This is a genomic window from Pseudomonas sp. ASL7 (assembly GCF_056680375.1).
Genome location: NZ_CM155279.1, coordinates 5,486,928 through 5,503,809 on the forward strand (window position 1 = coordinate 5,486,928; position 16,882 = coordinate 5,503,809).

16 protein-coding genes and 2 pseudogenes are annotated in these 16,882 nt (G+C 59.7%); 15 read left to right on the forward strand and 3 right to left on the reverse strand.

All coding sequences use genetic code 11. The features are described 5' to 3' along the window. Nucleotides 1–131: 131 nt before the first annotated feature. From kynU to AC1MDT_RS25310, 3 genes are all read left to right on the forward strand, one after another. Nucleotides 132–1,382 (forward strand): kynureninase, encoded by a 1,251-nt coding sequence (gene kynU / locus AC1MDT_RS25300; RefSeq protein WP_480419467.1) that lies wholly within the window; start codon nucleotides 132–134, stop codon nucleotides 1,380–1,382. A 105-nt stretch (nucleotides 1,383–1,487) separates the two neighbouring features. Next, nucleotides 1,488–2,801 carry an OprD family porin gene (locus tag AC1MDT_RS25305; protein ID WP_480419468.1) on the forward strand — a complete coding sequence of 438 codons (1,314 nt, stop codon included), beginning with the start codon at nucleotides 1,488–1,490 and terminating at the stop codon, nucleotides 2,799–2,801. A 63-nt stretch (nucleotides 2,802–2,864) separates the two neighbouring features. Continuing rightward, entirely contained in the window at nucleotides 2,865–4,304 is a 1,440-nt protein-coding gene (locus tag AC1MDT_RS25310) for an amino acid permease (protein ID WP_480419469.1), read from the forward strand. On the opposite strand, the gene AC1MDT_RS25315 is transcribed toward AC1MDT_RS25310, so the two are convergent. Further along, complete coding sequence (locus AC1MDT_RS25315; protein WP_480419470.1) at nucleotides 4,245–5,129, reverse strand: LysR family transcriptional regulator; 885 nt, start codon at nucleotides 5,127–5,129, stop codon at nucleotides 4,245–4,247. The genes AC1MDT_RS25310 and AC1MDT_RS25315 overlap by 60 nt on opposite strands. Before the next feature lie 210 nt (nucleotides 5,130–5,339). Between AC1MDT_RS25315 and AC1MDT_RS25320 the strand changes: the two genes are divergently transcribed. Further along, nucleotides 5,340–6,104: a sulfite exporter TauE/SafE family protein gene (locus AC1MDT_RS25320; protein ID WP_480419471.1), complete on the forward strand. Its 765-nt coding sequence runs from the start codon at nucleotides 5,340–5,342 to the stop codon at nucleotides 6,102–6,104. Here the strand turns inward: AC1MDT_RS25320 and AC1MDT_RS25325 are convergent. Then, complete coding sequence (locus AC1MDT_RS25325) at nucleotides 6,094–6,408, reverse strand: putative quinol monooxygenase (RefSeq protein WP_480419472.1); 315 nt, start codon at nucleotides 6,406–6,408, stop codon at nucleotides 6,094–6,096. The genes AC1MDT_RS25320 and AC1MDT_RS25325 overlap by 11 nt on opposite strands. Nucleotides 6,409–6,569: 161 nt before the next feature. Here AC1MDT_RS25325 and mdaB point away from each other — a divergent pair, with 161 nt between their 5' ends. From mdaB to AC1MDT_RS25375, 10 genes and pseudogenes are all read left to right on the forward strand, one after another. Continuing rightward, complete coding sequence (gene mdaB / locus AC1MDT_RS25330; RefSeq protein WP_480419473.1) at nucleotides 6,570–7,160, forward strand: NADPH:quinone oxidoreductase MdaB; 591 nt, start codon at nucleotides 6,570–6,572, stop codon at nucleotides 7,158–7,160. A 122-nt stretch (nucleotides 7,161–7,282) separates the two neighbouring features. Continuing rightward, nucleotides 7,283–8,200, forward strand: coding sequence for a LysR substrate-binding domain-containing protein (locus AC1MDT_RS25335; RefSeq protein WP_480419474.1), 918 nt, complete (start codon nucleotides 7,283–7,285; stop codon nucleotides 8,198–8,200). A 96-nt stretch (nucleotides 8,201–8,296) separates the two neighbouring features. Then, nucleotides 8,297–9,190, forward strand: a complete 894-nt coding sequence (locus tag AC1MDT_RS25340) for an NAD-dependent epimerase/dehydratase family protein (protein ID WP_480419475.1) — start codon at nucleotides 8,297–8,299, stop codon at nucleotides 9,188–9,190. A gap of 186 nt (nucleotides 9,191–9,376) precedes the next feature. Then, complete coding sequence (locus AC1MDT_RS25345; protein ID WP_480419476.1) at nucleotides 9,377–10,822, forward strand: SulP family inorganic anion transporter; 1,446 nt, start codon at nucleotides 9,377–9,379, stop codon at nucleotides 10,820–10,822. Between the two features lie 84 nt (nucleotides 10,823–10,906). Next, nucleotides 10,907–11,068: pseudogene (locus tag AC1MDT_RS25350) on the forward strand (GntT/GntP/DsdX family permease); the annotation flags it as partial. Further along, nucleotides 11,060–11,164, forward strand: a pseudogene (locus AC1MDT_RS25355) (MurR/RpiR family transcriptional regulator); the annotation flags it as partial. The pseudogenes AC1MDT_RS25350 and AC1MDT_RS25355, both read left to right, overlap by 9 nt. A gap of 1 nt (nucleotide 11,165) precedes the next feature. Beyond that, nucleotides 11,166–12,623, forward strand: a complete 1,458-nt coding sequence (locus AC1MDT_RS25360; protein ID WP_480419477.1) for an N-acyl-D-amino-acid deacylase family protein — start codon at nucleotides 11,166–11,168, stop codon at nucleotides 12,621–12,623. 216 nt (nucleotides 12,624–12,839) lie between these two features. Continuing rightward, the gene (locus AC1MDT_RS25365) at nucleotides 12,840–13,208 is read left to right on the forward strand and encodes a glyoxalase superfamily protein (RefSeq protein ID WP_480419478.1); all 369 of its coding nucleotides are present in this window, start codon (nucleotides 12,840–12,842) and stop codon (nucleotides 13,206–13,208) included. Nucleotides 13,209–13,290: 82 nt separating this feature from the next. Continuing rightward, nucleotides 13,291–13,536, forward strand: a complete 246-nt coding sequence (locus tag AC1MDT_RS25370) for a FitA-like ribbon-helix-helix domain-containing protein (protein WP_480419479.1) — start codon at nucleotides 13,291–13,293, stop codon at nucleotides 13,534–13,536. Beyond that, entirely contained in the window at nucleotides 13,533–13,952 is a 420-nt protein-coding gene (locus tag AC1MDT_RS25375; RefSeq protein ID WP_480419480.1) for a PIN domain-containing protein, read from the forward strand. Before AC1MDT_RS25370 ends, AC1MDT_RS25375 begins: the two co-directional genes overlap by 4 nt. A gap of 65 nt (nucleotides 13,953–14,017) precedes the next feature. On the opposite strand, the gene AC1MDT_RS25380 is transcribed toward AC1MDT_RS25375, so the two are convergent. After that, entirely contained in the window at nucleotides 14,018–15,937 is a 1,920-nt protein-coding gene (locus tag AC1MDT_RS25380) for a HAMP domain-containing methyl-accepting chemotaxis protein (protein WP_480419481.1), read from the reverse strand. Nucleotides 15,938–16,197: 260 nt separating this feature from the next. Here AC1MDT_RS25380 and pmrG point away from each other — a divergent pair, with 260 nt between their 5' ends. Then, a complete protein-coding gene (gene pmrG, locus AC1MDT_RS25385) occupies nucleotides 16,198–16,857 on the forward strand; it encodes a lipopolysaccharide core heptose(II)-phosphate phosphatase PmrG (RefSeq protein ID WP_480419482.1) in 660 nt (219 codons plus the stop codon). Nucleotides 16,858–16,882: the final 25 nt, after the last annotated feature.

Consider the following 16,882-nt stretch of genomic DNA (forward strand, 5'->3'; position numbering starts at 1 on the left):
ATGCGAGATAAGTACTATACGTCCGCTTACTTTGCACGAAAATTCTCCAAAGCTTCGTTCATTATCTCTCCACGGAAAAGGGGCCGACAACGCCTGAAAAACGCCACGACATTCAAAGAACAGGACCTTCAATGACCACAAGAAACGATTGCCTGGAGCTTGATGCTCAGGACACGCTCGCTCCACTGCGTCAGCAATTTGCACTGCCCGAAGGCGTGATCTATCTCGACGGTAACTCCCTGGGCGCGCGACCCGTCGCCGCCTTGGCGCGTGCTCAAGAGGTGATTGCCGAAGAATGGGGCAATGGCCTGATCCGCAGTTGGAACAGCGCGGGATGGCGCGATCTGTCCGAGCGTCTGGGCAATCAATTGGCGGGGCTGATTGGGGCGCGTGAGGGTGAAGTGGTGGTGACCGATACCACCTCGATCAACCTGTTCAAGGTGCTCAGCGCCGCTCTGCGGGTGCAGGCCACACGTTCACCGACGCGGCGTGTGATTGTCACCGAAAGCAGCAACTTTCCTACCGACTTGTACATCGCCGAAGGCCTGGCTGACCTGCTGCAGCAGGGTTACACGCTGCGCCTGGTCGACAGTCCCGAAGAGCTGCCGCAAGCGATTGATCAAGAGACTGCCGTGGTCATGCTCACCCACGTCAACTACAAAACCGGCTACATGCACGACATGCAGGCCCTGACCGCACTGACCCACGAATGTGGCGCACTGGCCATTTGGGACCTGGCACATTCCGCCGGGGCGGTGCCGGTCGACCTGCATCAGGCGCGCGCCGATTACGCCATCGGCTGCACCTACAAGTACCTCAATGGCGGCCCCGGCTCGCAAGCGTTTGTCTGGGTTTCACCTGATCTGTGTGATTTGGTGGCGCAGCCGTTGTCCGGCTGGTTCGGGCATTCGCGACAGTTCGCCATGGAGTCTCGCTACGAGCCGAGCAGCGGCATCGCACGCTACTTGTGCGGCACCCAACCCATCACTTCCCTGGCGATGGTCGAGTGTGGCCTGGCTATTTTTGCCCAGACCGACATGGCCAGCCTGCGCCGCAAATCCCTGGCCCTGACGGATCTCTTCATTCAGCTGGTGGAGCAGCGCTGCGCTGCGCACGAGTTGACGCTGATCACCCCGCGCGAACACGCCAGACGTGGCAGCCATGTGAGCTTCGAGCATCCCGAAGGTTATGCAGTGATCCAGGCCCTGATCGCCCGTGGCGTGATCGGTGATTACCGCGAGCCGCGGATCATGCGCTTTGGCTTTACCCCGCTGTACACAACCTTCACCGAGGTCTGGGACGCCGTGCAGGTCCTCGGTGAAATTCTTGATCAGAAAACCTGGTCGCAAGCGCAATTCCAGGTCCGCCACAGCGTCACCTGATACACCCGGTCAGCGTGTCTTGCTGCTGAGGTTTTCCCGGCAGCAGGCCTTCGCTCGCCTCCCAGAAAAAGTTCTGTGCAAACACAATAATAAGGAACCCGCAGAATGAAACTGTCCCTCTGGCCCGCCTTGCCGCTCGCCATGACGTCTTGTTTCGGTCAAATGGCCTATGCCGCACCCGACAATGGATTCGTCGAAGACAGCAGCCTGACCCTGACTAACCGCAACTTCTATTTCTACCGTAATAACCTCAACAATCCGGGCGGGCAGAACTATCGGGACGAATGGGCCCACGGGATCGTGCTCGATTATCGCTCCGGCTATACCCAGGGCGCTGTGGGTTTTGGGGTCGATGCCTACGCGCAGTTGGGCATCAAACTCGACAGCGGCAAAGGTCGTACGGGCACCGGTTTGCTGCCGGTCGACTCCGATGGCCGCCCCGAGGATGACTATTCCGAAGCAGGCGGTGCGCTGAAAGCGCGGATCTCGAACACCGAACTCAAGTACGGCAACCTGACGCCGTACAACCCGGTATTCGGCACTGGCAATGCGCGGCTGTTCACCGAACGGGCCAACGGCTTTGAGTTGACCAGCAGCGAACTGAAAGGGCTATTGCTCGACGCCGGACACTTCACTTCCGGCAACGACAGTGCCTCGACCAATAGCGATGGCGCCCTCAAGGCGTTGTATGCCGGGGTGCAAACCCGCAGCGTCGATTACCTGGGCGGCCGCTATGCCTTGAACGATCAGCTAAGCCTCAGCCTGTACGGTTCGCAATTCACCGATATCTGGCGGCAGTACTACGCCAATGCCAATTACACCTACGCACTGACACCCAATCAGTCGCTGAACCTGGATTTCAATATTTACCGCACCAACAATGAGGGCCAGAGCCTGGCCGGCAGAATTGACAACACCACGTGGTCGCTGTCCGGCGCCTACAAGGTCGGTGCCCATCGGTTGACCCTGGCTTACCAAAGCGTCAATGGCGATGAACCGTTCGATTATCTGGGCTTCGATCAGCAACCGGGCACGTCGATTTTCCTCGCCAACTCGATTCAAGTCCTGGACTTCAATGCGCCCAACGAACGTTCCTGGCAGCTGCGCTATGACCTGGACATGGCGCCCTTCGGCGTGCCGGGCCTGAGCTTCATGTCACGTTACGTCAGTGGCGACCATATCGACGACAGCCACTACGACGGCGGTGCCAATGGCGCTTATGGGCGTTACGGCAGTGACGGCAAACAATGGGAACGTGACATTGAAGCGCGCTACGTCGTGCAATCGGGCACGGCCAAGGACCTGACGGTGCGACTACGCCAGGCCAGTGTGCGTTCGACCGCGCAGGTGGCCCTCGCCGATACCACCGACAACAACGAGGTCCGGGTGATCATCGAATATCCGCTGAGTATTTTCTGATCCCGACCGGTAACCCCAACGACGTGCTCTCTTCAAGAAAGACAATATTCAGAGGCTGGAAAAATGACCGAAAAAACCGGTTTTGAAAGCATATCCAAACGTGAACAGGGCCTCAGGCGCCAGCTCACATCGGGCCAGATGAGCATGATCGCCATCGGCGGCGCGATCGGCACCGGGCTGTTCATGGGCAGCGCCTACGCCATTGGCTATGCCGGGCCGAGCGTGCTGCTCAGCTACGCCATCGGCGCGATCATCACCCTGTTGTTGATGGGCTGCCTGGCAGAAATGACCGTGGCTCATTCGACTTCGGGTTCCTTCGGTGCCTATGCCGAATTCTATGTCAGCCCGTTGGCCGGGTTCCTGGTGCGCTACGCCTATTGGGCGGCGATTGTGCTGGCGGTCGGCACGGAAGTGACGGCGGTGGCGATGTACATGAAGTACTGGTTCGCCAACGTCCCGGAATGGATCTGGATCGTTTCGTTCTCCAGCATCCTGATCGTCCTCAACGCCATCAGCGTGAAGACGTTCGGCACTTTCGAGTACTGGTTTTCGACCATCAAGATCGGCGCGATTGTCGGCTTCATCATACTTGCGGTGTACGTGGTGTTCGGTTCCGGCAACCCGGAATATGGCGTGCACAACTACACGTCCCATGGCGGCTTTTTTCCTAACGGTCTGCAAGGAATGTGGATCGCGGTGATCGTGTCGATCTTCAGCTACCTGAGCGTGGAAATGATCGCGGTCGCCGCGGGTGAGGCACAGGATCCGGAGCAAGCCGTGAAGAAGGCCTTTCGCGCGACCATCGTGCGACTGGTGGTGTTTTACCTGCTGACCCTGGCGCTGATGTTGGCGATCGTGCCGTGGGTTCAGGCCGGTCACGCTCAAAGCCCGTTCGTTACGGTCATGCAAACCATCGGTATTCCTGGCGCAACCGGCGTCATGAATTTTGTGATTCTGATCGCGGCGTTGTCGGCGATGAACAGTCAGCTCTACATCACCACGCGCATGATGTTCAGCCTGTCCCGTGGCGGCTATGCACCGAAATTCATGGGCGTGTTGAGCAAGACCGGGATCCCGCTGAACGCGTTGTTGCTGTCGAGTTCGGGCATCGCCCTGGCAACCTTGCTCAACATCCTGTACCCGGAAAGTTCCTTCACCTTGATGATGGCGATCTCCATGTTCGGCGCCATTTTCACCTGGTTCATGATCTTCCTGACCCACTACTGTTTCCGTCGTTACCACGAGCGCAATGGCGAGCGGAAACTGTCGTTCCGTATGCGCCTGTTTCCCTACACGACACTGTTGGGGCTGGTGTTGATGGGGGCGGTGATGATCACCACCTACTTCACTGACGCCTTCAAGATGACGCTGGTGTTCGGTGTGCCGTTCCTGCTGATTCTCTCGGTGGTCTATGGCCTGTTTTTCAGAAAGGCCAAACCTGCCTCACTCCGTGCGCAACGCCTCGACCAAAGCCCTGGCATAAACGGGCAGGTCGGTGAATGAACGGGCGCATAGCAGCAGTTTTCGCTGGGCCCAGTCTTCCTTCAGGGCAACGCTTTTAAACGGTTGATCGCCTGTTCGCCGCTGGATCGCTGCCAGCGGCACGATCGCCAGGCCTGCGCCGCGGGAGACCATCCGGATCACCCCATCGAACCCTTGCGCACGGATGCGGATTTGCATGCGGATACCCGCGTGCAGAGCCTGTTCTTCGAGGTACACCGCCAGCGCACTATTGGCGGCCAGCACGACGTAGTCATGCCGCAAGGTATCGCTGAAACCCGGTGTTTCGATGTCGGCCAAGGGGTGATCGCGGGGCATGATCAGCACCAGCGGGTCATCGCGAAAGGGCTGGGTTTGCAGGGTGTGGGTGTCCACGGCGTCGGAGACAATTCCGAGGTCGGCGGCGCCCTGCTGCAGGGCGTGAGTGATACGGGCGCTGGGCAACTCCTGCAAGTCGATGTCGAGGTTGGGATGCTCGCGCAGAAAGTCGGCGAGCAACTCCGGCAGGTACTCGGTGATCGCCGTGGTGTTGCACAACAACCGCACCTGACCTTTGACGCCGTTGGCGTACTCGGTCAGTTCCTGCTGCAGGTGCTCGGCTTGTTGCAGCAGCAGTCGGGCGTGTTGCGCCAGCGCTTTTCCGGCCGGAGTGGGGGTGACACCGCGACGACCGCGTGCCAGGAAATCGATGCCGAGCGAAGACTCCATGGCGCGGATTCTTGCACTCGCCGCCGCCAGGGACAGGTGGCTGCGCGCGGCGCCGGCGGTGATGTTGCCGCTGTCGAGGATGTTCAGGTAGAGGCGCAGGTCGGTCAGGTCGAAGTGCATTACAGCAACCTCAGAGTATGTGCTGTCTGGAAGGGCGCCTTCGCGAGCAGGCTCGCTCCCACATTAGAGCGGCGCGGTCCCCTGTGGGAGCGAGCCTGCTCGCGAAAGCGTCAGTCAAAACGACGAAGTTTTTCAGCCTCTTGCTGGGCGAGAGGCTACCTCAGTATATGGCAGATTTTCACACGGCCAGTCCGGGCTCAGGATAGGCGCATGAATACTCTCTGCGCGTTCTACCAAAACCTCGGCCTGACCCTTTCACTGCTGGTCATCGCGACCTTTTTGCTCGCCGGAATGATCAAGGGCATGATCGGCCTCGGCCTGCCGACCATCGCCATGGGCTTGCTTGGCCTGGCTATGGCGCCGTCGCAGGCTGCGGCATTGTTGATTATCCCGGCGACGCTCACCAATGTCTGGCAACTGGCATTTGGCGGGCACTTGCGGGGGCTGGTCACACGCCTGTGGCCGATGCTGCTGGCAATCTTCATCGGCACGGGTGTCGGCACGTTGGGGATCGGCATGGCTGGTAGTCATTGGGTGGTGCGGGGGCTTGGGGCGGCGCTATTGGTGTACGCCTTGAGCGGGTTGTTCTTGCCGACCTTGCGCGTCGGTCGCCAGACCGAGCGCTGGCTCGGTCCGGCGTGTGGCGTGCTGACCGGCGTCATCACGTCGGCCACCGGGGTGTTCGTGATCCCGGCAGTGCCCTATCTACAAACGCTGGGCCTGAGCAAAGATGAACTGGTGCAAGCGTTGGGCCTGTCGTTCACCGTTTCGACCCTGGCACTCGCCGCCGGCCTGTTTTGGCGCGGAGCGCTGGGCGGTGGCGAGTTGAGCGCCTCGATGCTGGCGCTGATCCCGGCAGTGCTTGGCCTGTTGCTGGGGCAATGGCTACGCCAGCGGATCAGCGCCGTGCTGTTCAAACGCGTGTTCTTCATCGGTCTCGGATTGCTCGGTGGCCACTTGTTGATCAGCGGGTAGCGGACGACGGGCTGAGCATCTCGATGGCGCGGATCTCGAAATCCCGTTCCAGATACTCCATGCGCATGTCGCCGAACTGTTGCATGTGCGGCAGATTGGAGTGCACGTCGAGGTGGGCCTGGGACTGCCAGATCTCGTAGAAGATAAACAATGTCGGGTCCTGCTTGTCGCGCAGCATGTGGTACTCGATGCAACCGGGCTCGGCCCGGCTTGCTTGCACGTGGCTGCTGAAGAACGCTTCGAAGGCGTCGGCTTTTTCCGGGCGGGTCTTGGCGTGCAGGATGAAGCCTTGCAATTCACTCATTAGAAATCTCCTCAAGTTCAGAACCGACGCAAGTGTATGGCAACAATCGCCTGTCGATTCGTGCGTATTGGTCAAATGAATTTTGCGGGTTGCGGGCTTACTCCCCGTGAGGTCGATCGCTAACCTGCCGCCATCAAATTTCTAACCTTCCGAGATTTCTCATGAAAAAAGTCCTATTGCTCAATGGCGGCAAACAATTCGCCCACTCCGATGGCCGCTACAACACCACCCTGCATGAAACCGCGCTGAGTGTGCTGGATCGCGGCGGTATCGACGTGAAAGCCACGTTCATCGACGAGGGTTACGACGTCGCTGAAGAAGTCGCGAAATTCCTCTGGGCCGACGTGATCATTTATCAAATGCCAGGCTGGTGGATGGGCGCGCCGTGGACCGTCAAGAAATACATCGACGAAGTGTTCACCGAAGGCCACGGCAGCCTCTATGCCAGTGATGGCCGCACGCGCTCCGACGCGTCGCAAAAATACGGCAGCGGCGGCCTGGTACAGGGCAAGCAATACCTGTTGTCGCTGACCTGGAACGCGCCGCAGCACGCCTTCGACGACCCGAGCGACTTCTTCGAGGCCAAGGGTGTGGACGCGGTGTACTTCCCGTTCCACAAGGCCAACGAGTTCCTCGGCATGACCGCTCTGCCGACCTTCCTCTGCGTCGACGTGATGAAACGTCCGAACATCGAGGCCGATGTGGTGCGCTATGAACAGCATTTGAACGAGGTGTTCGGCCTGTCTGTTTAAGGTTTCCGGCTAGTATCCGTCGCAACGGCGGAAAAGATCGCAGCCCGCCACTCCTTGTAGGCGCTGCCGAAGGCTGCGATCTTGGCGATTTATGCCACGCCGATTTGCGAAAGAGGACACACGTGAAAGCCAGATCCGATGAGTTGCAGATTTTCGTCTGTGTGATTGAGTGCGGATCGATCTCGGCGGCGGCCGAGCAGGTCGGGCAAACCCCTTCGGCGGTCAGCCGCACGCTGTCGCGGCTCGAGGCGAAACTGGATACCACGCTGATTAACCGCACCACGCGGCGCATGGACCTGACCGAGGAGGGCAAGTATTTCTTCGAGCACGCCAAATTGATTCTGGATCAGATGGACGAGCTCGAAGAGCGCCTCAATTCACGTCAGCAAACCCCGTCCGGGCGTCTGCGTATCAATGCTGCATCGCCGTTCATGCTGCACGCCATTGTTCCGTACGTTGATGAGTTCCGCCGGCTCTACCCGGACATCCAGCTCGAACTCAACAGCAACGACCTGATCATCGACCTGCTCGAACAAAGCACCGACATCGCCATTCGCATCGGCACACTGGCCGACTCGACCCTGCATGCCCGCGCTCTGGGGTGCAGCCCGCTGCACATCGTCGCCAGCCCGGCGTACCTGGAAAAACACGGCCGGCCCGTTGAAGTGGCGGACCTGTCCGGGCATGCCTTGCTGGGTTTCACCCAGAACGAGGGCCTCAATCAATGGCCGCTGCGCTATGTGCAGGGGGATCGCTGGCCGATACAGGCGTCGATCAGCGCGTCCAGCGGCGAGACGATCAGGCACCTGGCGCTGGAAGGCCAAGGCATTGCCTGCCTCTCGCACTACATGACCATCGACGACATCCGCGCCGGCCGCTTGCAGGTGCTGCTGGCGGATTTCAACAGTGGCTATCGCCAGCCGATCAATGCGGTGTACTACCGTAACTCGCAACTGGCGCTACGCATTCAATGCTTCCTGGACTTCATCCAGGGCAAATTGGCGGTGTATGCGAACACGGATTTCAAGGCTGATTCGTGATCCCTGTGCAAGAGTGAATTGGGGCAACGGGGGTTTTTCGTCAGTGATGACGCCTTGATACTCGTGACATCATTTATTCACGCAGGGAGTTTCTCCATGAACGTATTCGTTACCGGTGCCGCCGGTTTTATCGGTGGCTCCATTGCCACCGGTCTGGTCCAGGCGGGCCACAAAGTCACAGGCCTGGTGCGCAGCGCCGAACAAGCCAAGGAACTGAGCGCGCTGGGCATCACCCCGGTGATCGGCACGCTTGATGACAGCGTGCTACTAACCGAACAGGCCCGCGCCGCCGATGCCGTGATCAACGCCGCGAGCAGTGACCACCGTGGCGCGGTGGACGCCTTGCTCAATGCATTGCGTGGTTCCAACAAAGTGCTCCTGCACACCAGCGGTTCGAGCATCGTCGGCGATGCCTCGGGCGGTAAATCCAGCGACGTCATTTACTACGAAGACAACCTGCCGGAGCCCACCGTCGACAAGGCTGCCCGCGTGGCCATCGACAACCTGATCCTCGCCGCGGCGAAGGACGGCGTGAACTCCGCCGTCATCTGCAACACGCTGATTTATGGCCACAGCCTGGGCGTGAAGCGCGACAGCGTGCAACTGCCGCGCTTGTTGAAGCAGGCGCGCAAAAGTGGTGTGGTGCGGCATGTCGGTACGGGGCAGAACATCTGGTCCAATGTGCACATCGAAGACGTGGTTTCCCTGTACCTGCTGGCGCTGAGCAAAAACGTACCGGGCACCTTCTACTTCGTCGAAAGCGGTGAAGCGTCGTTCATCGACATGACGACGGCGATCGCGCAAGCGTTGAACTTGGGCGAACCGCAAGACTGGCCGCTCAAAGAGGCCGAAGCCGAGTGGGGTTATGAAATGGCCAACTACGGCTTGGGCTCCAACAGCCGGGTGCGCGGTAAGCATGCGCGTGAATGGCTGGGCTGGGTGCCGAAGCGGACGTCGGTGGTTGAATGGATTCGTGACGAGATGGTGTGAGTTCGCTCTAGACCGCGTCGCTGCCATCGCGAGCAGGCTCGCTCCCACATTAGACCGAGTCAGACCGGACGACGCGGTCTAATGTGGGAGCGAGCCTGCTCGCGATGGCATTTTCGGCCGCCCAATAACTGGCCGGTTTGCCCTCAATTCCGTAACATCCGCCGCTCTTTTTTCGTTGGGCAACCCATGAAACCACAACGCCTGCGCGCCGATGTCCTGGCGGGGCTCACCACGTCTTTCGCCCTGCTGCCTGAATGCATCGCCTTCGCGCTGGTTGCCCATCTCAATCCATTGATGGGGCTTTACGGGGCGTTCATCATTTGCACCCTGACCGCACTCTTCGGCGGGCGGCCGGGCATGGTCTCCGGCGCGGCCGGATCAATGGCTGTGGTGATCGTCGCGTTGGTGGTCCAGCACGGCGTGCAGTATTTGCTGGCCACCGTGTTGCTGGGCGGGTTGATCATGCTGGCGTTCGGGTTGCTGAAGCTGGGCAAACTGGTGCGCATGGTGCCGCACCCGGTGATGCTCGGTTTCGTCAACGGGTTAGCGATCATCATTGCCTTGGCGCAACTGGAACATTTCAAGCGCGGGGACACCTGGCTCAGTGGCACGCCGTTGTGCGTGATGACGGGGCTTGTGGCGCTGACCATGGCGATAGTTTATCTGCTGCCGCGTTTGACGCGTGCCGTGCCGCCAGCGCTGGTGGCGATTCTGGGGGTGGGCCTGGCGGTGTATCTGCTCGGTCTGCCGACGCGCACCTTGGGCGACATGGCGCACATCGCTGGCGGCTTGCCGATGTTTGCGCTGCCGGATATTCCGTGGAGCCTGGAAACCCTGCGCATCATCGCCCCCTACGCGATTTTGATGGCGCTGGTCGGCCTGCTCGAAACCCTGTTGACCCTGAACCTCACCGACGAGATCACCGAGAGCCGTGGCTTCCCGGATCGCGAATGCGTGGCGCTGGGCGCCGCCAATATGGTTTCCGGCGTGTTTGGCGGCATGGGTGGCTGCGCGATGATCGGCCAGACGGTGATCAACCTCAGTTCCGGTGGTCGCGGACGTCTGTCGGGGACGGTGGCCGGGGGGCTGATTCTGCTGTTCATTCTGTTTCTTTCGCCGCTGATCGAGCGCATCCCGCTGGCCGCACTGGTCGGAGTGATGTTCGTGGTGTCGCAGCAGACGTTTGCCTGGGCTTCGTTGCGAGTGCTGAACAAGGTGCCGCTGAACGATGTTTTGGTGATCGTCGCGGTAACGGTCATCACGGTGTTCACCGATCTGGCCACTGCCGTGCTGTGCGGAATCATCATTGCGGCGCTCAACTTCGCCTGGCAGCAGGCCCGCGAGCTCTATGCCGACAGTCATCTGGAAGCCGACGGCAGCAAGCTTTATCACCTGCACGGCACGCTGTTCTTTGCCTCGACCACGCCTTTTCTCAATCAGTTCGATCCCGCCAACGATCCACCCGTCGTGACGATCGATTGCCGCCACCTTAGATTCGTCGACTATTCGGCCATCGCCGCGCTAAAAACCCTGCGTGAGCGTTACACCAAAACCGGCAAGCATCTACGGGTGTTTCACCTTTCGGAGCGCTGCAAGCAGATGCTCAAGCGCGCCGGGGGCGAATACAACTAAGGGTGTAGGAGCGAGCTTGCTCGCGATAAGCCTGAGAACGCCGCGGGGGCTGATTTATCGCGAGCAAGCTCGCTCCTACACCCAATGCGGCCGCGCGACAGCCTGCCGGGGTTCGGCGTCATCATGGCGACTATTCTGCTGCCGGTGGTGTTGATGCTGATCGGTGGTTGGGCCAACCTGATTTCCACGGAGGGCAGCGGTTTCAACCAGTTCCTGCTGTTCATCGGCAACTCGGTGATCTCGCTGGCCAATCCTGAAGACAATCAAGAACGTCTGCGGCGGATCAAACTCGCCCTAGACGATTACCGCGGCGGCGACGATCACCTGCCGCTGGGAGACTGACATGATGTACGACACGCTGATTCGCAACGCCTTGGTCATCGACGGCAGCAACTGCCCCGGCTACTGCGCCGACGTGGCCATTCTGAACAGCCGCATCGAGCGCATCGGCGATTTGCACGACGCCACCGCCACCGAAGAAATCGATGCGGCCGGCCGTGTGCTGGCACCGGGTTTCATCGACGTGCACACCCACGACGACACGGTGGTGATCCGCCAGCCGCAGATGCTGCCCAAGCTCAGCCAGGGCGTGACCACGGTGATTGTCGGCAACTGCGGGATCAGCGCTTCGCCGGTGAGTTTGAAGGGCGATCCGCCGGACCCGATGAACCTGCTCGGGACGGCGGCGGCGTTTGTTTACCCGACCTTCAGCGATTACCGCGCGGCGGTCGAAGCGGCGAACACCACGCTGAACGTCGCGGCACTGGTCGGCCACACCGCATTGCGCAGCAACCACCTCGACGACCTGTTTCGCACCGCCACGCCGGATGAGATCAGCGCGATGCGCGAACAGTTACGGGAAAGCCTGGAGGCCGGCGCATTGGGCTTGTCCACAGGGCTTGCCTACGCCAGCGCCTTCTCGGCCACAACCGACGAAGTCATGCAACTGACCGAAGAGCTGAGCGCATTCGGCGCGGTCTACACCACTCATTTGCGCAGCGAATTCGAACCGGTGCTGGAGGCCATGGACGAGGCGTTCCAGATCGGCCGGCATGCGAAATCGCCGGTGATCATTTCCCACCTCAAATGTGCGGGCGCCGGTAACTGGGGGCGCAGTCCGCAGCTGCTGGCATCGCTCGAACACGCGGCGAAAACCCACCCGGTGGGCTGTGATTGTTATCCCTATGCGGCGAGTTCTTCGACCCTGGACCTCAAGCAAGTCACCGATGCGCATCGCATCACCATCACCTGGTCGACGCCGCACCCGGAACTGGGCGGCCGCGACCTGATGGACATCGCCGCCGAATGGGGCGTGCCGCTGCTGGATGCCGCCCACCGACTGCAGCCGGCGGGCGCGGTGTACTACGGAATGGACGAGGCCGATGTACGAAGAATCCTCGCGCATCCGTTATCGATGGTTGGCTCTGACGGATTGCCGGAAGACCCGTTCCCGCATCCTCGCTTGTGGGGCGCATTCCCACGCGTACTCGGGCATTTCAGTCGCGATGTGGGGCTGTTTCCGCTGCACACCGCGGTGCACAAAATGACCGGGCTGTCGGCCGCGCGATTTGGCTTGAAGGAACGGGGCGAAATTCGCCAAGGGAATTGGGCAGACCTGGTGTTGTTCGATCCCGCGACCATTCGCGACGTCGCCGACTTCAATGACCCGCAACGGGCAGCAGAAGGGATTGATGGGGTGTGGGTCAATGGTGTGTTGAGTTACAGCGAAGGCCAGGTGAACGGCAGAAGGGAAGGGCGGTTTCTGGCGCGGGAAGGGGATTTGCGCACAGGTTTTCATTGATGTAGGAGCGAGCTTGCTCGCGAAGGTGTGTGAGCTACATTGATGTCGACTGACACTCCATCGCGAGTAAGCTCGCTCCTACAGGGGGCGGCGTTCGGACGATCTTTTGAACTGCTTCACGTAGTGGCACATTGCAATTAAAGAAAGCCATCGCCAAGCCGAAGCGCTGACACTAGCCCAGCTATTTCTGGGCCTTTCCAGTCTGGGAGCAACTTCATGAGCTTCGGCAAAACCACCCCGATCCTGCGGATTTTCGATGAAATCAAGGCCGTGGAGTTCTACGTCGACTTCCTGGGATTCAAGGTCGACTGGCAGCACCGCTTCGAAGCCAACTTCCCGCTGTACCTGCAAGTCTCTCGCGGCGAGTGCGTGCTGCATTTGTCCGAGCATCACGGCGACGCGACACCGGGCTCGGCCGTACGGATCGAGACCGATGAACTGGAAGTCTTCCAGCAGCAACTGCTGGCCAAGGAATATCAGTTTGCGCGTCCACAGATTCAGGCGATGCCGTGGGGCAGCCAGGACATGACCGTAACCGACCCGTTCGGGAATCGGTTGGTGTTTACCAATGCGATTTGTGTGTAAGGCCGTTCAGCACCACTGCGAGGCTTGATGGAACAAGGTGTGTTAGCCTCAATCAATGATTTCATTGATTGCAGGAGGTATCATGGCCAGCATCACGATTCGAAACCTGGACGATCAGGTCAAAGAACAACTGCGCATCGCTGCAGCCCACAACGGTCATTCAATGGAAGAAGAGGCTCGCCTGATTCTGGGTAGAGCCCTGGCTACCGTTGATCGTGCGGGAGGGCTTGGAAGCCGGATCCGCAACAGATTCAGCACCACAGGCGGGATTGAGCTTGATCTTCCTGCGCGTCACGAGAAAGCGACCGCGGTGGATTTCTCCGAATGATAGTGCTCGATACCAATGTCCTTTCAGAGTTCATGCGCGTCGAGCCCGATAAACAAGTGCTGGCCTGGGTCGATGCACAACCGGCGATGGAACTGGCGATCAGTGCTATTACCGTGGCAGAAATTCTTCACGGCATTGCCCGGCTCCCGTTTGGCAAGCGTAAACAGAAACTTGAAGCGCATGCGATGGCGATGTTCGAAGAGGACTTTGCTGGGCGGATTTTGCCTTTTGATGCCCATGCTGCGGTTGAGTATGCGCCGCTGGTAACGGGTGCTGAAGCAAAGGGTCGAACGGCGTCGATGGCCGATGCACAGATTGCCGCAATCTGCCGAAGCCATAGCGCCCCGATTGCCACTCGTAATGTTCGGGACTTTGAGTTTTCCGGTATTGAAGTGATCAATCCGTGGAACGCATGATGCTGTCGTTGACGACAAAATCATCGTTCCCACGCGGGAGCGTGGGAACGATCTGAAAGTGAAAGTCAGACCCGAAAGTGGCTGACCATCATCTGCAACTGATTCCCCAACCGTGCCAGTTCAACACTGGACTTGGCGGTTTCGTCGCTGGCGGCGGCGGTCTGTTCGGACACGTCACGTACGTTGATGATGCTGCGGCTGATCTCTTCGGCTACGGCGCTTTGTTGCTCGGCAGCGGCGGCGATTTGCTGGTTCATCGACTGGATGTTGGACACCGTGCGGGTGATGTTTTCCAGTGATACCCCGGCCTTGCGAGTCAGCGCGACACTGCTGTCGGTCAGGACGCGACTGTTGTTCATCACCGCCGACACTTGCTGAGTGCCGTTCTGCAGGCCGGCCACCAAACCTTCGATTTCTTCGGTGGATTTCTGCGTGCGCTGGGCCAGGCCACGGACTTCGTCGGCCACCACCGCAAAACCACGACCGGCTTCACCCGCACGCGCGGCTTCGATGGCGGCGTTGAGTGCCAGCAAGTTGGTCTGTTCGGCCACGGCTTTGATCACGTCCATGACGCTGCCAATCTTGTCGCTTTCCTGCTGCAGCACGCTCATCGCTTCGGTGGAGCGCAGCACTTCGCTGGCCAGACGCTCAATCTGGGCGATGGCTTCGCTGACGACCTTGTCGCCTTCGCGAGCTTCGCCGTCAGCCGCGGCGGCGGCTTGAGAAGCTTGTTCGGCGTTGCGCGCGACTTCCTGCACGGTGGCCGTCATTTCGTGCATGGCGGTGGCCACCTGATCGGTCTCGATCTTCTGACTGTTGACCCCGGCGCTGGTTTGCCCGGTCACGGCCGACAGCTCTTCGGCTGCGCTGGCGATCTGGCTGACGCCGTCGCGGATGCCGCTGATCAAGTCGCGCAGGGTCACACCCATGCGCGCGATACCGTGTTGCAACACGCCGAGTTCGTCGCGGCGAGTCACCTTCACGTCCTGGGACAGGTCGCCGCTGGCGATGCGTTCTACCACCGCCAGCGTATCGCGCAGGGGGCCGGTGATTTGACGGGTGATGATCACGGCAGCAATGAGGCCGACCAGCAACGCCAGCAACGTGCTGATCAGTTGCAGGGTGCGAGCCTGGGCGCTTTCGGCGTCGCGGCGGTCGAGCTGGATCTGATACAGCTGATCGCTCAGGGACACGATGCTGGCGCCCTGGTCGGTCATTTCCTTGCGCGCTTGCACCGCATCGTTGTTGGCGGCCTTGTAGGCCTGCAAGGCGCTGCGGTAATTGATCAACGAGGTTTCCAGCTGACGCACGGCATCCAGCTGCGTGTCGGCGAACTGCACATTGAGCGTTTTCAGGCTGGCGAGGGCCGCGTCCACTTGGCCGACGGCTTTTTGCTCGGTCTCGGCGTTGGTGGTGTCGATGTAGCCGAGCACTTCATAGCGCGCCAGCAAAAAAGCTTCCTTGGCGGCCGCGATGGCCTGGAATTGTTCGAAGCGCTGGTCGCTCGCCGGCATCTGCTGCACGCGAGTGTAGAGGGCGTTGATCAGCGTGTTGGCGGTGTCGGCGCCGGCACCCATGGCGTCGCGCGCGCTGTTGCCGGTGCGGTACGCGCTGCGCATTTTATTCAGCGACGTTCTGTACGCCTCAATGACTTCGCCTTGCGCTTTGAGCAACTTGAGGTTTTCCGGGCTCTTGAATTTCCCCAGCAACGATTGTTGTTGGGCCGAAAAGGCTTCCAGGGTGGTCTGTACGGTCTGCGCGGCCGTTTCGTCGCCGTTGGTCAACATGTATTGCAGGCGAACCACGCGCAACTTGGTCAGGCCGGCATTGAGCTGGGTGATGTCGCTCATCCAGTTGCTGCGGTCAATCAACCCGCCCAGGCTTGTCCAGCCCGTCAGGGCGAGGACGCATGTCAATGCCAGGACCAGGCCGAATCCCAGGCCCAGTTTCAGGTTCACGCTGATATTGCCGAACCAGCTATTCATCAAAATTCCTCCAGGAACGTTGTGTTTCTTGATCGTCGGTTGGCTGGAAGATTGTTGTTTTTGGGTGCCAGCAAGGGTGTGTAGCAGGTCTGTATCGGCAGCCATTGCGAGAGCTGAAAGGATTTTGCAGGCTGATTCTGTAACAAGGGTTTGCTCGAGTCTTAAGCTTTTTTTCACATGAGTTTCACTACCCGCCGACGCGAGATTCTGTAATCTTGTCGGTCGAATGAAAAAGATGCGTGCCGGCGAGGCGGCTTGATGTGGAATTAAGACTGAATCTGTTCGGGAAAAAACGCTCGATTGATCTGAGCCGTCGCAAGGCAATCGTGGTGCTGGCCGCGGCCCTATTGGTCGTTCCGTTGACGATCTGGCTGCTGCATCGGGCCGCTGTGCCGAATCTGGCCAATGGCAACGTGGCCGCTGCCAAGGCGATGGTTGACGGTTGGGCCAAGGGCGACATAATCGTGCTGGTACGCCACGTCGAACGCTGCGATCATTCCAGCGCTCCCTGCCTGATTGGCAACGACGGCATTACCGAGCGTTCCCGCAGCGTTGCGGTGGACATCGGGGCGCAGTTCAAAAAACTGGGCTTGGACCATGCAGATATTTACAACAGTCCGATGCTTCGTACGTCGCAAACGGCCGGTTTCATGTTCAACAAAGTCAGTACCGGCGAGGACTGGTTGATCAGCTGCAAGGGCACCATGTTGCGTGATGCGCTGGCGCACAAGGTGGCCGGGCGCAACCTGATTCTGGTGACCCACAGCGAATGCATGGCGCAACTTGAGAAAGACCTTAAATTACCGACCTCTACGTTGGGTTACGGTGCGTCGTTGTTTATTTCGACCGAAATGCCTAAAGCCCCGCACATGCTCGGTTTTATCGAAGCTTCGGACTGGCACTCGGTGACCACCCAATAAGTTTTTCCAATCTCCTTCTGGATCT